Origin of the sequence: Leucobacter sp. NPDC077196, from assembly GCF_040687075.1 — a bacterium.
In the GTDB taxonomy this organism is placed as follows: domain Bacteria; phylum Actinomycetota; class Actinomycetes; order Actinomycetales; family Microbacteriaceae; genus Leucobacter.
Genome location: NZ_JBFBML010000004.1, coordinates 97,581 through 114,919, shown reverse-complemented (window position 1 = coordinate 114,919; position 17,339 = coordinate 97,581). Strand labels below are relative to the sequence as shown.

Genomic DNA, 17,339 nt, shown 5'->3' with positions numbered 1-17,339 from the left:
GCAGATACGCTGGAGCGTATGTCCACACCCTCCGTTCCGAGCTCCCGCGTACTGATTGTCGCGTTCCAGGGATGGAGCGACGCCGGCGACGCGACCACCGAGGTACTGCAGCATCTCGGCGGACTGATCGACGCCGAGGTGCTGCATGAGATCGGCGCCGAAGGCTACGTCGACTTCCAGGTGCACCGGCCGAAGGTCTTGTTCGACGAGACCGGTAAACGCGTGCTCGAATGGCCCGACACTCGGCTGTTCGGCCCTGTGCAGCGCCCGGGAGGATCGACAGGCACGAGTGGTGCGCCTGGTGCCGCCCAGGCCGCCGATCCGGCGCAGACCGCCGATCCGGCTGAGAGCGATACCGTGCGGCGCATCGACGGAAGCCCGGTACGCGATCTCTTCCTTCTCGCCGGCGTGGAGCCTGCGAGAGACTGGCAGAACTTCGCCGATGAGATCGTCGAGCTCGTGGACGTGTGGGCGATCGACCTCGTCATCATTCTCGGATCGATGTTCTCAGACGCGCCCCACACGCGGCCCATCGTGACGACCGTGACCTCCGAGCACGAGGCGCGACGTGATGCCGCGGGGGCTGTTCGCAGCAGCTACGAGGGCCCGGCCGGCATCTCCACGGTCATCGACCTCGCACTCGCGGAGGCTGGGATCGAAACGCTCTCGCTCTGGGCGCAGGTGCCGCATTACGTGCACAGCACGCCGTCGCCCAAGGCCTCACTCGCGCTGCTCGACAAGCTCGAGGAGCTGCTCGACATCGTCATACCCCGGGGCGAACTGCTCGTGCAGGCCAATGAGTGGGAGGCGAACATCAACCGCATCGCCGACGCCGACGAGGAGATGTCGCGCTACATTCGTCGCCTCGAGGAATCGCGCGATGAAGAACTCGCCGCCGAAACGACGGGCGACGCGATCGCGCTCGAGTTCGAGAAGTTCCTGAAGGGCGGGCAGCGCTTCGCCCGCGACATCGAGCTTCCCCAGAGCCCTGCGGATCGGCCGGTCACGCCCGGTCTCGCGCCTGAGGCCGATACACCGAACGCCGACGCGGCGGGAGAAGGCCACCCCGCCGGTGACGATCAGCCCGACGGCGACGATCAGCCCGACGCACCGCAGCGTTAGCTGTCCAGCTGCACTCCGAGCAGTGCGAGCACGGCGTCGGCGACGAGCGCGGGCGAATCCACCCCCTGATCGAGGGCTGCATCGAGCGTCGCCAGCATCACGGGCGTGTCGAGATCGTTGGCGATCGCCGAACGCAGCTGTCGCAGCACGGCAGCCGCCGACGTGGGGTCAGCGCTCGTGCGCTGCAGCCCCGACCGCCAGGCCTCGAGCCTGCGATGGGCCACCTCGAGGTCGCTGTCGTGCCACTCCCACTCTGATCGGTAGTGATGGGCGAGCAGGCCGAGGCGGATCGCAGACGGGTCGGCGCCGCCATCCAGCAGCTTCGACACGAAGACGAGGTTGCCGCGCGACTTCGACATCTTGTGCCCCTGGTACGACACCAGGCCCGCGTGGCAGTATGCGTGCGCGAGCGGCGTGTCCGACAGAGCAGTGGCGTGTGCGGCGGTGAACTCGTGATGCGGGAAGACGAGGTCGGATCCGCCTCCCTGCACGGTGAACGCTCCCCCGAGCGCGCCGCGCGCGATCACGGAGCATTCGATGTGCCACCCCGGCCTGCCGGCGCCGACCGCGCTCTCCCAACTCGGCTCCCCATCGCGAGCCGCTCGCCAGAGCAGCGGATCGAGCGGACCGCGCTTCCCGGGTCTCTCCGGGTCGCCCCCGCGCTCGGCGCTGAGGCGCAGCATCACGTCGTGATCGTACGGCGCGACATCGCCGAGCCGCCACTGCGAGTCGCGCTCAGCGGCACTCGTGTCGAAGTAGATGTCGTCACCGGCCGAGCCCTCGGTCGGTACCGTGTAGGCGAACCCGCGGTCGAGCAGTTCGCGCACCGCGTCGGCGATCTCGTCGATGCACTCGGTCACCGCGACATAGTGCTCGGGCGGCAGCATGCCCATACGGTGCATGTCGGAGCGGAAGAGCCCGATCTGCTCATCCGCGAGCGCGCGCCAATCGGCGCCGGTGTCATTCGCCCGCTCAAGCAGAGGATCGTCGATATCGGTGATGTTCTGCGCGTACACCGTCTCGATGCCGGCATCGCGCCATGCGCGCTGCATGATGTCGAAGGCCAGGTAGGTGAAGGCGTGTCCAAGGTGCGTCGCGTCGTACGGGGTGATTCCGCACACATACAGGTGCGCGCGCCCCTCGGGGATGGCCGGGTACTCGAGTCGCTCGGTCGCCGTATTGAAGAGCTTCGGCGCGTTGCCGGTTCCGGGCAGGTGCGGAACCTCGGGCGGGGTCCAGGTTCTCATCGTGCGCCTCCTGCAGTGAGCGCGTGCGCCGCTCCCGCAGCGCCCTCGGCGACCGAGGCACCGCCGTCGGCCGAGAGCACGCCGGTGGCGAGCAGCACGATGATGACCGCGCCGATCACCACGCGGTAGACCACGAACGGCATGAAGCTGCGCTTGGAGATGTACTTCATGAACAGCCCGATCACGAAGAGCGCGATGACGAAGGCCACCACGGTCGCGACGATCGTGAGCCCCATCGGAGTCTCACCGGCCGGAGCGCGCAGCGCTTTGAACACCTGGTAGAAACCCGATCCGAGCACTGCGGGAATGGCCAGCAAGAAGGAATACCGTGCCGCGGCCTCACGGGTGTATCCCATGAAGAGCCCAGCCGTGATCGTGCCTCCGGAGCGCGAGACCCCGGGAATGAGCGCGAGCGCCTGCGCGAAACCGTAGATGAGGCCGTGCTTCCAGGTGAGCTTCTCGATCGGCCGGAACTTCTTGCCGACACGATCGGCGACGCCGAGCAGCAGGCCGAACACGATGAGGCTGATCGCGACGAACCAGAGCGAGCGAAGGGTCGTCTCGATCTGATCTTGGAACAGCAGCCCGAGCACGACGATCGGAACGGTGCCGATGATGATCCACCAGCCCATGAGCGCATCGGGATCGTTGCGCGGCACCCGCGTGCCCCCGAGGGATTGCCACCAGCGACCGATGATTCTCACGATATCGCGCCAGAAGAATACGATGACCGCCGCTTCGGTGCCGATTTGCGTGATTGCGGTGAATGCGGCGCCCGCGTCGCCGATGCCGAGCAGCTCGCTCGCGATGCGCAGGTGCGCACTCGACGAGATGGGCAGAAACTCGGTGAGTCCCTGAATGATGCCCAGGAGGATCGCCTCGAAGATTCCCATGATTCCTTTCCTGGCAGCGCGATGTCTACGAAACCGTCGCGCCGCGTTTGGACCGCCGTCCAGACTAGCTCACGGCGCACCGAAAACCGGTGAGGGCCGAGCGCGGCGAGGAGGACTAGTAGGTGCGGAGCAGGTCCGCGAGCACGGCGTGGCCGAAGTCGAGGGCTTCGAGCGGCACGCGCTCGTCGACGCCGTGGAACATGCCGGGAAAATCGAGATCCGCGGGAAGCCGCAGTGGAGCGAAGCCGTATCCCGTGATGCCGAGACGTGCCAGCGACTTGTTATCGGTGCCGCCCGAGAGCAGGTAGGGCAGCACGCGGGCCTCAGGATCGGCGCGCTTCAGGGAGGCCGTCATGGCGTCGACGAGCTCGCCCGCGAACGGCACCTCGAGGCCGATATCCGAGTGCACCTGCTCGAGCTCGATGTCGTCGCCGACGATTGCACGGATCTGGTCGAGGATGGTCGCCTGATCCGCCGGGAGCGCGCGCACGTCGACGAGGGCTTCCGCGGTGTCGGGAATGACGTTGTGCTTGTAGCCCGCCTGCAGCACCGTGGGGTTGCTGGTGCTGCGCAGGCTGGCCTGAATGAATCCGCCGCCCTTGCCGAGCCGCAGTACGAGGTCCTCCGGAGACACCTGATGCGGATCCTCACCGAGAATCTCGGCGATCGCATCTACGAGATCACGAGTGGTGTCGGTGAGGGTGACCGGCCACTCGTGCCGCCCGAGCGCTGCGATCGCTTCGGCGAGCCGGGTCACGGCGTTGTCGTGCCAGACGCGGGAGCCGTGGGCGGCCGTGCCGCGCGCCCGCAGCCGAATCCACTCGAGCGACTTCTCACCCGTCTGAATCAGGTACGCGCGCGTGCCGGCGATGTCGATCGAATAGCCGCCCACCTCACTGATGGCCGTCTCCGCTCCCGCGAACAGCTCGGGGTGGTGTCGTACGAGATGCTGGGCACCGTAGACGCCGCCGTTCTCCTCATCGGCGAAGAAGGCGAGAATCACGTCGCGTCGCGGCCGCTCGCCACCCCGCAGCAGCTCGGCGACGGCGGTGAGGATCATGGCGTCCATGTCTTTCATGTCGACCGCGCCGCGCCCCCACAGCATCCCGTCTCTGATCACGCCTGCGAACGGGTCGACGGACCAGTTCGCGGGATCCGCCGGCACGACGTCGAGGTGTCCGTGGAGCACCAGTGCGGGCAGCGATGCGTCGGCCCCCGCAACCCGTGCGATGACGCTCGCGCGACCGGGGTCGGTCTCGTAGATCTCCGGCTCGAGTCCGAGCTCGCGCAGATACGCCGCGACGTACTCGGCCGCCGGAAGTTCGGGCTCCGCATCACCGCCGCCCCGGTTGGACGTGTCGATGCGGATCAGGTCGCGTGCGACGCGGGCCGTTTCCGACAGCGCGTGCTCGGAGGTCTCGAGGCTCATGCTCCCAGCGTAGCCCGAGGCGGCTCTCAGCCGCGCTCGATCCCGAGACAGATCAGCAGGCCGAGCACTCCGACCACGGCCGAAGCAATCATCGAGGCCGCCATGATCCTGAGACGACGCGGCCCCCGCTGCACTGCGAATCGTGCGACCAAGATCACGCACGTGAATGCGAGCATGAGCACGCCCGCAGCAATCGCCACGGGTCGCACCGGGCCGGACCGTAACGCGATGAGCCCGATCAGTGGAACAGAGCTCACCACAAGCAGCAATGTACCCATGACGACCCAGAGGGTTCCCGCCGAGGTGGTCAGGGCGGGTTGATGAGTTACCTTCGTCGGGTCCGTGCCGTGAGCGGCCGAACCCGTTTCCTTGTCGCGTGCATCGCTCATCTCTTGAACGATACTCCACGCGCAAAAGAGGCCCCCCTTACGGAGAGCCTCTTCCGTTCACGTGCGCGGAGGGGGACTTGAACCCCCACGCCCTAATACGGGCACTAGCACCTCAAGCTAGCGCGTCTGCCATTCCGCCACCCGCGCGAACGATTCGAAACCTTCATCGGCCGAACAGAAGATAACTTAGCACGGATGACGGAACCGGATCGAATCGGCCGAGGATCTCGCGCGCGTCGGGGTTGGGTCGCCGTCGCCCACGCGCGATCCGGGACGAATTACGGGCGCAGTCGGCGCCGGAGCAACTCGATGCGCTTCTGCAATTGGGTCACCGACGCCTGAGCGACAGCGGGGCCGCCGCATACTCGGCGCAGCTCGGTGTGAATATCCTTGTGCGCTTCTCCCGAGACTTTCGCGTACATGCCGACCAGTGAGCTCAACAGCTTGCGCTGCTCCCCGAGTGTGCGATGCAGCGCCTCCGGCGACTCCGCCTTCTCGGGCGCGTGCTCGAGAATGCCCTGCCGCCCCGCGCTGCGACGCGCCTGCTTCGCCTGCCGCTGCTGCAGCAGCGCTTTCACCTCCTGCGGCTCGAGCAACCCGGGGAATCCGAGGAAATCGAGCTCCTCCTCCGTCTCGACTTCTGCGTACCCGCCGAACTCGGCCCCGTCGAAAACCGCACGATCGAAGTGCGCATCCGACGCCAGCGCCTGGTAGACGAAGGTCTCACCCTCGACCAACTCTGACGACGCTTGGTCGCCGCGCTCGGCCTCGGCCATGAGCGCGGCCTCGGCGTCCCACATCTCCTCCGCGCTCTTGGGCCCCTCGAGCACATGGTTGCGCTCCTTCTCGAGTTCTGCGGCGAGCTGCATCAGTGCCGGCACGTTCGGAATGAAGACCGATGCGACTTCGCCGCGGCGCCTCGAGCGCACGAACCGGCCGATCGCCTGGGCGAAGAACAGCGGCGTCGACGAACTCGTCGCGTAGACCCCGACCGAGAGTCGCGGCACGTCGACACCTTCGGACACCATGCGTACCGCGACCATCCATCGTTGCTCTCCGCTCGAGAACGCATCGATCTTCTCAGAGGCACCCGCGTCGTCAGAGAGAATCAGTGCGACGTCCTCCCCCGTGATCTCCTTGAGCTGCGCGGCGTACGACCGGGCAGACGCGTGATCCGTCGCAATGACCAACCCCCCCGCGTCATGCACCTGCTGCCGCACCTCGGTGAGTCGTCGGTCGGCGGCGCGCAGCACCTTGCCGATCCAATCCCCCGCCGGATCGAGGGCAGTCCGCCAGGCCTGCGACGTCACATCTTTGGTATTGCCCTCGCCGAGCGCGGCTTCCATCTCTTCACCGGCGGAGGTCTGCCAGCGCATCTTGCCCGCGTACACCATGAAGATGACCGGGCGCACGATTCCATCGGCAAGTGCTCGGCCGTACCCGTAGTCGTAGTCGGTGAGCGAGAGCCGCGACCCGTCGCCCTGCGGCGCGTACTGCACGAACGGGATCGGCGCTTCATCGGAACGGAACGGGGTTCCGGTCAGCGAGAGCCTGCGCCTCGCGTTGCCGTACGCCTCGCGTATCGCGTCGCCCCAGCTGAGCGCGTCGCCGCCGTGGTGCACCTCATCCATGATGACGAGCGTGTCCTCGTGCTCGGTGAGCAACCGGTGCTGCACCGGCTTCATGGCGACCTGCGCGTACGTGACCGCCACGCCGTGGAAGTGACGGCCGTATGCGAGCCCGTCACTGTTGGAGTAGTTGGGGTTCAACCGAATGCCGGCGCGGGCCGCGGCGTCGGCCCACTGCGTCTTGAGGTGCTCCGTCGGTGCGACGACGACGATCTGCCGCACCGTGTGATTGGAGCGCAGGATCGCAGCGAGCCTGAGCGCGAATGTCGTCTTGCCTGCCCCCGGCGTTGCCGAAGCGAGAAAATCGCGCGGCGCCGCCTCGAGATAGCGTTTGATGGCCTCCTCCTGCCAGGCGCGCAGCGTGCCCGCAGTGCCGTGCGCGGCGCGTTCGGGGTACGCGGGCGGCAGGTGCTCGGCTGCACTCGTCCCAGGAAGGTGGAGGCCCGGGTCCGAATCTGTCACGACGTTCTAGACTATCGCTGTATGCCGTGCGCTGCCTCCTCGTCGAGGCTCGTGCGCGGCTCCCCCAGCACTCCGAGACACTCAGAGGTAAGCAATGGCACAGGATGACGACGCTCAGCAGCCCCGGGTCGAGCTTCCATGGTCGCGTTTCGTGGCCCTCGGCGATTCGTTCACGGAGGGCGTGGGCGATCCCGACCCCGACAGCCCCGGCGGACTGCGCGGATGGGCCGACCGCGTCGCCGAGGTGCTCAGCGAATTCGACGAAGATTTCGCTTACGCGAATCTCGCGGTACGCGGCAAGCTGATTCAACAGATCGCCGACAGTCAGGTCGACGCAGCTCTTGACCTGCGCCCCGACCTCATCAGCCTCTGCGCGGGAGGCAATGACGTCATCCGCCCCGGCACCGACCCCGACGAGGTCGCGGCGAAGCTGGAGCGCGTCGTCGAGCGGCTGGGCGCCGGCGGTGCCACGATCATGCTCTTCACCGGGGTCGATACGGCCTTTCAGCCCGTCTTCCGCTCGATTCGCGGCAAGGTCGCGATCTACAACGAGAACGTGCGCAAGGTCGCGCAGCGCCACGACTGCATCGTCGTCGACCAGTGGGCGCTCGACGAGTTGCACGACAGCCGCTACTGGGCCGGTGATCGCCTGCACCTCAACGCGCTCGGTCACCACACGATCGCGCGCGCCGCGCTCGCCGCACTCGGAGTTCCCCATGATCTCGCTCCGCTCGATGTGCCCGACCTGCCCGAACGCAGCTGGCGCGAGGCGCGACGCGAAGACGTGGTGTGGGCACGCGAGCACTTCGTGCCGTGGGTGATCAGACGCATCAAGCACGTCTCCTCCGGAGACCACATCGAGGCGAAACGACCCGTCGCGGCCTCGTTGCGCGCATCGCGACATGGGGCTGCCCAAGACTAGAGCGAGCGAGTAGGGTGGGGCGCATGACTCACCTGACGAAGCAGATCGCAGATACCCTGGTCGAGGTCGGCGTGCACTCCGCGTACGGAGACCCCGTCGAGGTCGACGGCACCACACTCATTCCCGTGGCGTACACGGCCTACGGCTTCGGAGCCGGTGAAGGCGCGGGCGCCGGAGAAGGCGTCGCTCAGGGCGAGGGATCCGGCGGCGGCGGGGGCGGTTTCTCCGTGCCCGTCGGCTCCTACATCACCCGCGAGGGCACCACGCGCTTCGAGCCCAACATCATCGCACTGCTTGCAGTCGGCACTCCGTTCGTGTGGGTGGCAGGCCGCGCGCTGGCACGGATCATCAAGGCGCTCAAGAAGTAGCGGAGTTCACCACGCCCGGCCAGGCCCAGGGCGATCGCGGCAGGGCGTCGGGGTCGAAGCGTTCGAGGAGGAGCTGGGCGTTCACTTGTTCGCCCGATGAAGCGAGATCGAGCGAGCGAGCGAGCATCGCGAGCACGCCGGCATCAGACGCCCCGTCAGCCCGCAGTTCGGCAAGGGTCACGGCGCCATCGCGCTTGGCGAGGCGGGCGCCGCTGGCCCCGAGTACGAGCGGCACGTGAGCGTACTCCACAGCCGGCGGTGACGGGAGTTCCAACAGGCGCTGCAGCACGATGTGCCTCGGGGTCGATGGGGCCAGGTCGTCACCTCGAACGATCTGATCGATCCCCATGGCTGCATCGTCGACGACTACGGCCAGGTTGTACGCGACCGTTCCGTCCCCGCGACGCAGTACGAAGTCATCGATCTCACCGCTGACGCGGCCCAGAATACGATCGACGAATTCCGGCGCTGCCATGCCGGTCGGCACGCGCAGCCTGAGCGCGGGCCGGCGAGGTGCGATTCGATCTCGTTCGCGGGCACGATCGGCGTCGCTCCGGTCGCGACAGGTACCGGGATACGCGCCGGGCGGAGCGTGCGGCGCGCTCGGCGCGGCGAGAATATCGGCGCGCGTGCACGTGCACTCGTACACGAGTCCGGCCGCGTCGAGCTGATCGATCGCGGCGTCGTGCGCCTCACCGAGCCGCGATTGCAGCACCGCCTCCTCATCCCAATCGATTCCGATGCGGGACAGGTCTTCCAACTGCCGAGTCGCGGCACCGGCGTCTCGCGCTCGATCCAGATCCTCGATGCGCATCAGGAAGCGCCGTCCGCTTGCACGGGCGAAGCACCACGCAAGAAGCGCGGTGCGCAGGTTTCCGACGTGCAGATCACCCGACGGGCTGGGAGCGTATCGCCCGGCCCCGTTCACTCCCGACATGCCGTTCATCCTCTCATGCGCACTCATATGCGCACGGTGCGCAGGTTCAGTCGCTGGAATCGCCGGGTCGAGCGGCACTACGCTGGAGTTCGACCGCAAGGAGGCGAACGTGTCCGATTCTCACGCCGGGGCGCACCCCGATGTCGACGAGCTCTCCACCGAGCTGGGTTCGCGCCTCGTCCGCGATCCAGAGCTCATCGAACCCTATGCGCTCGATACATCGCGTGCGGTCTCCGAGGGTGCGCCTCTCGCCGTGGTGCTGGCAGAATCGACCGCCGACGTGTCAGCCGCGCTCGCCTGGGCGAATCGAAATCGAGTTCGCGTCAGCGTGCGAGGCGCGGGAACGGGACTCGCGGGCGGGGCAATGGCCTACGCGGGTGGCATCGTCATCTCACTGGAGCGCATGCGAGCCGTCATCGACGTGGATGTGCCCAATCGGCTCGCACGGGTGCAGCCCGGAGTCGTGACCGCGGATCTCGATGCGGCCGCTCGCCTGCACGGTCTCTTCTTCCCACCCGACCCGGCGAGCGCGCGGATCAGCACGGTTGGTGGAAACATCGCCACGAACGCGGGTGGTCTGCGCTGCGTCGCGCACGGCGTCACCAGCGACTCCGTGGCCGCCCTCGAAGTCGTACTCGCCGATGGACGGGTCATGCGCACGGGCGCGCGCACCCGAAAGAATGTCGTGGGCTACGACCTCACGCGGCTCTTCGTCGGCTCGGAAGGCACCCTCGGCGTCATCACCGAGGCGACCGTGAGGTTGAAGCCGGTGCCGCCGGGCACACCGCGCACGTTCCGAGCCGGGTTCGCCGAGCTCGAAGATGCCGGCCGAGCCGTCACGGCGATCGTGAACAGCGCAGTGCGCCCCGAAGTGCTCGAGCTGATGGATGCCTTGAGTGTGGAGATCATCGAGTCGTTCCACCCCAGCGGGATGACGGTTCCCGCCGGCGCCATGCTCGTCGGCCAGACCGTCGGCTGGGACGCGCAGACGCAGGCAGAAGCCATCACCGCGATGTGCCGTGACCTGGGTGCGGATGATACCGAGATATCGGAAACCGACGCATTGCTCGAAGCCCGACGTCTCTCGAACCCGGCACTCAATGCGCGCGGGCTCAAGATCTCCTGCGATGTCGGTGTGCCGGTAGCCGCTCTCGCGGAGGTCTTCCACGGCATCGCCGAGATCTCCGCGAGGCACGGGAAGCGGGTGTCGACGGTCGCGCACGCGGGCGACGGCAACCTACACAGCACCGTCGAGTCACCAGACACTCCAGCGGGCATCCGCGAGGCGGATGCGGTGATCGATGACATCACCCGGCTCGCCCTCGCGCTCGGGGGCACCATATCGGGCGAGCACGGTATCGGTTCGGTCAAACGACACGAGCTCGGATGGCAGCTCGACCCAGTCGCGATCGACGTGCAACTGGCGATCAAGTCGGCACTCGATCCCCTCGGGACCCTCACGCCGGGCCGCGCCGTGTAACCGCCTGTCAACGGCCTTGCCGCTCGGGGGGCTGGAGTATGAGAATCGGCAGCGGGCCTCATCCGACGGCCCGCACCATCGACTGGAGGCTGATATGAGCGCACCGACCGAACTGACCCCGGAGACTGTGATCGATGTGATGCGCGAAGAGCGCTTCGTGATGCTCTCGACTGCGACTCCGGATGGAAAGATCGTCTCGCATCCCATGACTCCCCAGGAGGTGACGGACTCCGGCGAGGTGTGGTTCTTCATCGGATTGCACGGGGACCAGGCCGATGCCATCCGCTCGAACCCGCAGGTCAATCTCGCCTTCGCAGAGACGGGCAGCTGGCTCTCCGTTTCCGGTCTCGCCGACTTCGTCGACGACCGTGCGAAGGCCGAAGATCTCTGGGACGGAGAGGTCGACGCGTACTTCGATGGCGGAATCGATGATCCGAACCTCGGGCTCCTGCGGGTCACCGGGGAGTCTGCCCAGTACTGGGGCGTTCCCGGCGGCAGAGTCATGGCAGCGGTGAAGATCGCTGCGGCGAAGATCACCGGCAGCGAGGGCCCAGGTCGCTCCGGCACCACCGAGCTCTAGACGCGGTCCGACAACCCCCGCCTGTGGTCCGCCGCCGACAGGCGCAACTGGTCCAGAACGCGGACCACTGGCAGGATCGATGGCATGCGTATCCTCTCGATTCAGTCCTCGGTGTCGTATGGTCATGTGGGCAACTCGGCCGCGGTGTTTCCTCTGCAGCGCATCGGCGTCGACGTCATGCCGGTGTTCACCGTCATGTTCTCGAACCACACCGGGTACGGATCCTGGCGCGGACCCATGATGTCGGGGGACGACATCCGCGAGATCGTAACGGGGATCGATGAACGCGGCGGACTCGCCGACGTGGATGCCGTGCTCTCGGGCTACCAGGGCGGCGACAGTATCGGCGATGCAATTCTCGATGCCGTAGCTCGCGTGAAGCGGGCGAACCCCGAGGCGGTCTACGCCTGCGACCCAGTGCTCGGCAATGCGCGGTCGGGGTGCCATGTGTCTCCCGAGGTGCAGACGCTCATCCGCGACCGTGTCGTTCCGCAGGCCGACATCATCACCCCGAACCAGTTCGAGCTGGGCTTTCTCACCGGCACGACCCCCGACAGCCTCGAATCGACGCTCGCCGCCGTCGACCTCGCACGGGATGCCGGATCGGCCGCAGTACTGGTCACCAGCGTCGACCGGCCCGAGCGGCCCGACGATGTCATCGAGATGCTCGCAGTGACGGGAGCGGGCGCTTGGACGATCGAGACTCCGCGCCTGCCATTCAAGGTCAACGGTTCGGGCGACGTCACCGCGGCGCTGTTCACCGCGCACTACCTTCGCACGCACGACGGCGCTGAGGCTCTCGAGCGCACGACGGCCAGCGTGTACGCGCTGCTCGAGCGCACCTATGCTGCGGGAACGCGTGAGCTGCAACTCGTGGAGGCGCAGGACGCCTATGCTCACCCCGATATGCGGTTCACGGCCCACCGCGTTCGCTGAGCGGCGGTGCGCGAGAATCGCGCCCGCCGCCCCGGTTCCGTCACGCGAGCCCGCGCCCGAGTAGGACTCCGCACACCGCGAGCCCCGTAGCTGCGGCGAGCATGCCGACACCGTTTGCGAGTGCCGCGATGTAGCGGCGCCCGGCCACGAGACGAACGGTGTCGACGCTCGCAGCGCTGAACGTCGTGTACCCGCCGAGAAAACCGGTTGCGACGACGGTCGCGAGGGGATGCTCCAGCGCGAGGCCCGTCACGACGCCGATCACGAACGACCCCGTGAGGTTCACCGTGAGAATGCCCCACGGAAAACGGGCGCGCAGGCGAGGCGAGAACGCGCTGTCGACCAGGTGCCGCGAGGCTGCGCCGATGCCACCCGCGATCGCGACGCCGATTGTCACCCACATGCCGCTCATCGGGTGTGCTCCGCCGGCAGGCCGCGCCGCCCGCTCGTCTCCGCGATCCAGCGCCCGGCGCAGAGACCGAGTCCGCTCACAACCGCCCCGCCCAGCACCGTCGCGGCAGCGTATCCGAGTGCCAGAGCGACCTGACCCTCGAGCAGCGCGGTCGCGAGGTCGCTGGCCAGCAGACTGTAGGTGGTGAACCCTCCGAGCACGCCGGTACCGAGAAGCAGTCGAGCACGATGCCATCGGGGGCCGCCGCGGTGCACGGCGACTGCTACGAGGGCACCGAGGGCGAGTGCTCCGATGAGATTGACGGTCAGCGTCGCGAGCGGGAAGCCGCCGGTCGCTGCAGGCGCACCCATCGCGTTCGAGACTGCGACTCGTGCGAGCGAACCCACCGCTCCCCCGAGCGCGACCACACCAACGTCGGTCAGTCGCTTTCGTCGGGTCACGCACACCAGTGTACGCGGCGCATTCATTCGCTCCTCCGCGGCCCGAAGACCCGCTCGCACCGGCGAAAAGCTCTCGCGCGAGGCCCATGAGTGCGCTAGCATCGCAAGAAAGTTCGGCATAACGAACTTTTCTATTCGACAATGCAGCGAGGAGCTGATCGTGCAACCAGGGAGGCCCAACCGCAGCACGCGCACGATGGGAGTGCTCCTCGTGCTCGCATTCCTCGGGACGGCGTGCTCCCCGCTCGACGCGACCGCGGGAGGCGACGGGTCGGCCGCGGACGGTCGTCCTGTTGTACTCACGACATTCACGGTGCTTGCAGACATGGCTCGCAACGTGGGCGGCGAGCACCTCGAAGTGCGATCGATCACGAAAGTGGGCGCGGAGATACACGGGTACGAGCCCACGCCGCTCGACATCGCCAAGGCTTCGGAGGCAGATCTCATCCTCGACAACGGGCTCGGACTCGAAGCCTGGTTCGCGCGTTTCGTGGAACAGGCAGAGGTGCCCCACGTCGTCGTCTCAGACGGCATCGATCCCATCGACATCGCGGGCGACGCGTACTCGGGAAAACCGAACCCGCACGCGTGGATGAGCCCGAGCAATGCTCAGGTGTACGTCGATCACATGATCGCGGCGTTCAGCGAGCTCGATCCCGATCACGCCGATGACTTCGCCGCTCGGGGAGCCGCATACCAAGCAGAACTCCAGGAGGTCGAGGATCGCCTCGCCAACGCTGTGCGCGCTCTCCCCGAGGCGCACCGCGCGCTCGTGACCTGCGAAGGCGCATTCTCATACCTCGCTCGAGATGCGGGGCTGACGGAGCGGTACATCTGGCCGGTGAACGCCGAGCAGCAAGCGACGCCGCGACAGATCGCGGACACGATCGAGTTCGTTCGCGACAACGAGGTTCCGGCGGTCTTCTGCGAATCCACCGTGTCCGATCGCCCCATGCTGCAGGTTGCGGAAGCATCGGGCGCCGCATTCGGCGGCACCCTCTTCGTCGATTCGCTCTCCGAGCCCGACGGTCCGGTGCCGACCTATCTCGACCTCATCGCTCACGACACCGAGACCATCGTCGAGGCCCTCAGCGGTGCGAAGGCGAGCTCATCATGACGACTGCCATCTCCGTTCGCGATATCACCGTGGGGTACGGCGAAATCACGGCGCTCGAACAGGCCTCGCTGCAGGTCGAGTCTGGGCGCGTGACCGGCGTGATCGGCATGAACGGCTCGGGCAAATCGACCCTCTTCAAGGCGATCATGGGGGCGATTCGGATAGAGCACGGGTCGGTCGAGGTCGCCGGGGCCACTCCCGCCGCCGCTCGGGCGAACGGCCTCCTCGCCTACGTGCCGCAGAGCGAGGACGTCGACTGGGCGTTCCCCGTCTCCGTTCGAGACGTCGTCATGATGGGCCGCTACGGCCGGCTCGGCATCACCCGGCGGCCGAGCGCCTCCGATCACACCGCTGTCGAGCAGGCGCTTGAACGAGTCGAACTCGCCGAGCTCGGCGACCGTCAGATCGGTTCCCTCTCGGGGGGCCAGAAGAAGCGCGCCTTTGTCGCGAGAAGCATCGCCCAGGATGCCGAGATACTGCTGCTCGACGAACCCTTCGCGGGCGTCGACCAGCGCAGTGAGGCCACGATCGTGCGGCTGCTCCGCGAGCTCGCCGCTGGCGGACGCACAGTGCTCGTCTCCACGCACGACCTCCACGCCCTGCCCGACCTGGCCGATGAAGCCGCGCTGCTGCTGCGGAGCGTGCTGTTCCACGGCCCGGTCGCCGAGGCACTCGCACCCGAGCGCCTGGCGCAGGCCTTCGGCTTGGAGACTCGCGCAACGGGAGAGAACGGAGGTACGCCGTGACCCCATTCGATTTCCTCTTCGAACCCTTGCAGTACGAATTCATGGTGCGTGCCATCATCACGACGACTATCGCCGCCGTCGTATGCGCGCTCCTGTCGTGCTGGCTCGTGCTCACCGGGTGGTCGCTCATGGGCGACGCGGTCTCGCACGCCGTGCTGCCCGGCGTGGTGCTCGCCTACCTCGTCGGCGCACCCTTCGCACTGGGGGCTCTGGTGTTCGGCTTCCTAGCCGTCGCTCTCATCGGAGCGATTCGCGACACCAGCCGAGTGAAAGAAGACGCAGCGATCGGCATCGTCTTCACGACGCTTTTCGCGCTGGGGCTCGTACTCATCTCCGTGATCCCCAGCCAGACCGACCTCAGCCACATCGTCTTCGGCAACATCCTCGGGGTGTCCGATGCCGATCTCCTGCAGATCGGCATCCTCGCCGCCGTCGCCTTCGTCGTGCTGATGATCAAACGGCGCGACTTGACCCTGTATGCCTTCGATCCCACGCACGCCCACGCGATCGGGCTCAACCCGCGCCTGCTCGGCGCGCTCCTGCTCGGCCTCCTCGCGCTGACGTCCGTAGTCGCCCTGCAGGTGGTCGGCGTGATCCTCGTCGTCGCCATGCTGATCATTCCCGGCGCCACGGCGTACCTGCTCACCGACCGTTTCCATCGCATGCTGGTGATCGCACCGATTCTCTCAGCGGTGTGCTCCGTTATCGGCATCATGCTGAGCTACTGGATGGATGCGGCCTCCGGCGGCCTGGTGATTCTGGTCCAGGGTTGCGCGTTCGCGCTCGTCTACCTCTTCAGCCCGCGTCAGGGCCTGCTGGTGCGGGGGCTCGTTCAGCGGCGACGGTCAGCACGTCGCCGCTCATCGGCGAGCGAAACGGTCACACGCAACGCCGGCTCATGAGCGGCGCAGCTCTCGGTCCGGCAGGTTCTCCGGAAAGTGCCCGTCCCCCATGTCGGGATCGGGCAGGAGTCCGTCCGGGTCGTAGAGCGCGATGCGGTGCCCGTCAAGTCGAAGCCTGCGCATGCCCTCGAGCGTCATCCGGCGTCCCACATCGAGAAATCGATCGACCCTGCTGACGTCGAAGAGCACGGTCGTCGGCTCTGCATCGATTGACTGCAGGCGATCGAGCACGGCCTCAGCGCCCGCGAACTGGATCGCGCCCTGCAGCACGACGGTGATGCGGTCCGTGCTTCGTTCGATCGCTCGAATCGGAGCAGACCCGACCGGGCCGGCCGTCATGAGGTGCAGGTTCATGTCTGCGGACAGCCTACGGAACGCCGCGACCCCTCGCGCGCTGTTCCCGTGGGCATCCAGGCGCGGAGAGAAGAGCCCGATCCCGATCTGGCCGGGAAGCACGCCGAGCATGCCGCCTGAGACACCGCTCTTCGCCGGAATACCGACCTCTGAAAACCACGAGCCAGCCGCGTCGTACATGCCCGCCGCCGCCATGACCGACAGCGCTTGACGCACCACATCGCTGGGCACCACCTGCGCTCCGGTCTGCGGATGCAGCCCTCCATTCGCGAGGCACGAGCCCATCACAGCGAGATCGCGGGCTGTGACCATGATGGAGCACTGCGCCGTGTAGCCTTCGACGGCCTCGTGCGCCGCCGCTGAGAACACACCGTAGTTGCGCAGCAGATGGGCGAGCGCCAGATTGCGGTCGGCGGTATCGAGCTCTGACCGCAGGATCGACTCGTTGATCCGGAGCTCGCGGCCGGCCAGCTCTGAAAGGAACCCGCGTGCTCGTTCCACGCGCGCGGCAGCCGTCGCGTCATCGCTGAGGAGCAGCTGATGGGTGGTGATCGCCCCGGCATTGATCATGGGGTTTCGCGGGCGGTGCGAGTCGTGTTCCAGGGAGAGCTCGTCGAAGGCCTCACCCGAGGGTTCGACACCTACCGACTCGAGCACGCGCTCCACACCGCGGTCCATGATCGCGGCTGCATAGACGAATGGCTTCGACACCGACTGGATCGAGAACTCGACATCCGCGTCACCCGCGGTATGCACACGGCCGCTCGTCGTCGCGAGTGCGACTCCGAAGCGATCGCGATCCGCCGCAGCCAGATCAGGGATGTAGTCGGCCACCGCGCCCCCGACGTGCGCACGCAGATCGGCAAGCACTTCTTGCAGGTATTCAGGAACAGGCGTATGCACGATGGTCTCCTCGGCGCGGTTTCGACGAGCGCACCCATCTCACTGTAGTTCCCAGCAACGCAAGAAAAGCCC

Annotated in this window: 18 protein-coding genes and 1 tRNA gene; 9 read left to right on the top strand and 10 right to left on the bottom strand. The window is 67.0% G+C overall.

Features of this window, described 5'->3' with window-relative positions; translation table 11 throughout:
• The first annotated feature begins 18 nt into the window (after positions 1 to 18).
• Positions 19 to 1,122, top strand: a complete 1,104-nt coding sequence (locus AB0O71_RS06380; RefSeq protein WP_363743366.1) for a PAC2 family protein — start codon at positions 19 to 21, stop codon at positions 1,120 to 1,122.
• Here AB0O71_RS06380 and mshC read toward each other — a convergent pair.
• The 6 genes from mshC to AB0O71_RS06350 all read right to left on the bottom strand — a co-directional run bounded on the left by mshC (position 1,119) and on the right by AB0O71_RS06350 (position 7,170).
• Entirely contained in the window at positions 1,119 to 2,369 is a 1,251-nt protein-coding gene (gene mshC, locus AB0O71_RS06375; protein ID WP_363743364.1) for a cysteine--1-D-myo-inosityl 2-amino-2-deoxy-alpha-D-glucopyranoside ligase, read from the bottom strand. The genes AB0O71_RS06380 and mshC overlap by 4 nt on opposite strands.
• The gene (locus tag AB0O71_RS06370; protein WP_363743361.1) at positions 2,366 to 3,262 is read right to left on the bottom strand and encodes an undecaprenyl-diphosphate phosphatase; all 897 of its coding nucleotides are present in this window, start codon (positions 3,260 to 3,262) and stop codon (positions 2,366 to 2,368) included. The genes mshC and AB0O71_RS06370 overlap by 4 nt, the downstream gene beginning before the upstream one ends.
• A 115-nt stretch (positions 3,263 to 3,377) precedes the next feature.
• Positions 3,378 to 4,691, bottom strand: a complete 1,314-nt coding sequence (locus tag AB0O71_RS06365; RefSeq protein ID WP_363743359.1) for a M20/M25/M40 family metallo-hydrolase — start codon at positions 4,689 to 4,691, stop codon at positions 3,378 to 3,380.
• 26 nt (positions 4,692 to 4,717) lie between these two features.
• On the bottom strand, positions 4,718 to 5,080 hold the full coding sequence (locus AB0O71_RS06360) for a hypothetical protein (protein WP_363743357.1): 363 nt from the start codon (positions 5,078 to 5,080) through the stop codon (positions 4,718 to 4,720).
• A gap of 62 nt (positions 5,081 to 5,142) precedes the next feature.
• Positions 5,143 to 5,227 (bottom strand) — tRNA-Leu (locus AB0O71_RS06355).
• A gap of 131 nt (positions 5,228 to 5,358) precedes the next feature.
• Entirely contained in the window at positions 5,359 to 7,170 is a 1,812-nt protein-coding gene (locus AB0O71_RS06350; protein WP_363743355.1) for a DEAD/DEAH box helicase, read from the bottom strand.
• A gap of 94 nt (positions 7,171 to 7,264) precedes the next feature.
• Here AB0O71_RS06350 and AB0O71_RS06345 point away from each other — a divergent pair, with 94 nt between their 5' ends.
• The gene (locus AB0O71_RS06345) at positions 7,265 to 8,092 is read left to right on the top strand and encodes an SGNH/GDSL hydrolase family protein (RefSeq protein ID WP_363743353.1); all 828 of its coding nucleotides are present in this window, start codon (positions 7,265 to 7,267) and stop codon (positions 8,090 to 8,092) included.
• Between the two features lie 23 nt (positions 8,093 to 8,115).
• Positions 8,116 to 8,460, top strand: coding sequence for a spore germination protein GerW family protein (locus tag AB0O71_RS06340; RefSeq protein WP_363743351.1), 345 nt, complete (start codon positions 8,116 to 8,118; stop codon positions 8,458 to 8,460).
• On the opposite strand, the gene gluQRS is transcribed toward AB0O71_RS06340, so the two are convergent.
• Positions 8,450 to 9,397, bottom strand: a complete 948-nt coding sequence (gene gluQRS / locus AB0O71_RS06335) for a tRNA glutamyl-Q(34) synthetase GluQRS (RefSeq protein ID WP_363743349.1) — start codon at positions 9,395 to 9,397, stop codon at positions 8,450 to 8,452. The genes AB0O71_RS06340 and gluQRS overlap by 11 nt on opposite strands.
• A gap of 109 nt (positions 9,398 to 9,506) precedes the next feature.
• Here gluQRS and AB0O71_RS06330 point away from each other — a divergent pair, with 109 nt between their 5' ends.
• The 3 genes from AB0O71_RS06330 (at position 9,507) to pdxY (ending at position 12,393) form a co-directional block, all read left to right on the top strand.
• Positions 9,507 to 10,877 (top strand): FAD-linked oxidase C-terminal domain-containing protein, encoded by a 1,371-nt coding sequence (locus tag AB0O71_RS06330; RefSeq protein WP_363743347.1) that lies wholly within the window; start codon positions 9,507 to 9,509, stop codon positions 10,875 to 10,877.
• A gap of 94 nt (positions 10,878 to 10,971) precedes the next feature.
• Complete coding sequence (locus AB0O71_RS06325) at positions 10,972 to 11,457, top strand: pyridoxamine 5'-phosphate oxidase family protein (protein WP_363743345.1); 486 nt, start codon at positions 10,972 to 10,974, stop codon at positions 11,455 to 11,457.
• Between the two features lie 84 nt (positions 11,458 to 11,541).
• Complete coding sequence (gene pdxY, locus AB0O71_RS06320; RefSeq protein ID WP_363743343.1) at positions 11,542 to 12,393, top strand: pyridoxal kinase PdxY; 852 nt, start codon at positions 11,542 to 11,544, stop codon at positions 12,391 to 12,393.
• Positions 12,394 to 12,433: 40 nt separating this feature from the next.
• Here pdxY and AB0O71_RS06315 read toward each other — a convergent pair whose 3' ends face one another.
• Together AB0O71_RS06315 and AB0O71_RS06310 are read right to left on the bottom strand one after the other, a co-directional pair.
• A complete protein-coding gene (locus AB0O71_RS06315; RefSeq protein WP_363743341.1) occupies positions 12,434 to 12,805 on the bottom strand; it encodes a CrcB family protein in 372 nt (123 codons plus the stop codon).
• A complete protein-coding gene (locus tag AB0O71_RS06310) occupies positions 12,802 to 13,245 on the bottom strand; it encodes a CrcB family protein (RefSeq protein WP_363743339.1) in 444 nt (147 codons plus the stop codon). The genes AB0O71_RS06315 and AB0O71_RS06310 overlap by 4 nt, the downstream gene beginning before the upstream one ends.
• A 160-nt stretch (positions 13,246 to 13,405) precedes the next feature.
• Between AB0O71_RS06310 and AB0O71_RS06305 the strand changes: the two genes are divergently transcribed.
• The 3 genes from AB0O71_RS06305 to AB0O71_RS06295 are packed head-to-tail and all read left to right on the top strand — an operon-like array spanning position 13,406 to position 16,010.
• Positions 13,406 to 14,362, top strand: coding sequence for a metal ABC transporter substrate-binding protein (locus tag AB0O71_RS06305; RefSeq protein WP_363743337.1), 957 nt, complete (start codon positions 13,406 to 13,408; stop codon positions 14,360 to 14,362).
• Entirely contained in the window at positions 14,359 to 15,108 is a 750-nt protein-coding gene (locus tag AB0O71_RS06300) for a metal ABC transporter ATP-binding protein (protein ID WP_363743335.1), read from the top strand. The genes AB0O71_RS06305 and AB0O71_RS06300 overlap by 4 nt, the downstream gene beginning before the upstream one ends.
• Positions 15,105 to 16,010 carry a metal ABC transporter permease gene (locus AB0O71_RS06295; protein WP_363743333.1) on the top strand — a complete coding sequence of 302 codons (906 nt, stop codon included), beginning with the start codon at positions 15,105 to 15,107 and terminating at the stop codon, positions 16,008 to 16,010. The genes AB0O71_RS06300 and AB0O71_RS06295 overlap by 4 nt, the downstream gene beginning before the upstream one ends.
• Here the strand turns inward: AB0O71_RS06295 and AB0O71_RS06290 are convergent.
• Positions 16,005 to 17,267, bottom strand: coding sequence for a glutaminase (locus tag AB0O71_RS06290; RefSeq protein WP_363743331.1), 1,263 nt, complete (start codon positions 17,265 to 17,267; stop codon positions 16,005 to 16,007). The genes AB0O71_RS06295 and AB0O71_RS06290 overlap by 6 nt on opposite strands.
• Positions 17,268 to 17,339 lie beyond the last annotated feature (72 nt).

What these genes read in the sequence shown, in the direction of transcription:
- AB0O71_RS06380 (WP_363743366.1), top strand. Translation starts at nt 19, where the DNA reads ATGTCCACACCCTCCGTTCCGAGCTCCCGCGTACTGATTGTCGCGTTC.
- mshC (WP_363743364.1), bottom strand. Translation starts at nt 2,369, where the DNA reads ATGAGAACCTGGACCCCGCCCGAGGTTCCGCACCTGCCCGGAACCGGC.
- AB0O71_RS06370 (WP_363743361.1), bottom strand. Translation starts at nt 3,262, where the DNA reads ATGGGAATCTTCGAGGCGATCCTCCTGGGCATCATTCAGGGACTCACC.
- AB0O71_RS06365 (WP_363743359.1), bottom strand. Translation starts at nt 4,691, where the DNA reads ATGAGCCTCGAGACCTCCGAGCACGCGCTGTCGGAAACGGCCCGCGTC.
- AB0O71_RS06360 (WP_363743357.1), bottom strand. Translation starts at nt 5,080, where the DNA reads ATGAGCGATGCACGCGACAAGGAAACGGGTTCGGCCGCTCACGGCACG.
- AB0O71_RS06345 (WP_363743353.1), top strand. Translation starts at nt 7,265, where the DNA reads ATGGCACAGGATGACGACGCTCAGCAGCCCCGGGTCGAGCTTCCATGG.
- AB0O71_RS06340 (WP_363743351.1), top strand. Translation starts at nt 8,116, where the DNA reads ATGACTCACCTGACGAAGCAGATCGCAGATACCCTGGTCGAGGTCGGC.
- gluQRS (WP_363743349.1), bottom strand. Translation starts at nt 9,397, where the DNA reads ATGTCGGGAGTGAACGGGGCCGGGCGATACGCTCCCAGCCCGTCGGGT.
- AB0O71_RS06325 (WP_363743345.1), top strand. Translation starts at nt 10,972, where the DNA reads ATGAGCGCACCGACCGAACTGACCCCGGAGACTGTGATCGATGTGATG.
- pdxY (WP_363743343.1), top strand. Translation starts at nt 11,542, where the DNA reads ATGCGTATCCTCTCGATTCAGTCCTCGGTGTCGTATGGTCATGTGGGC.
- AB0O71_RS06315 (WP_363743341.1), bottom strand. Translation starts at nt 12,805, where the DNA reads ATGAGCGGCATGTGGGTGACAATCGGCGTCGCGATCGCGGGTGGCATC.
- AB0O71_RS06300 (WP_363743335.1), top strand. Translation starts at nt 14,359, where the DNA reads ATGACGACTGCCATCTCCGTTCGCGATATCACCGTGGGGTACGGCGAA.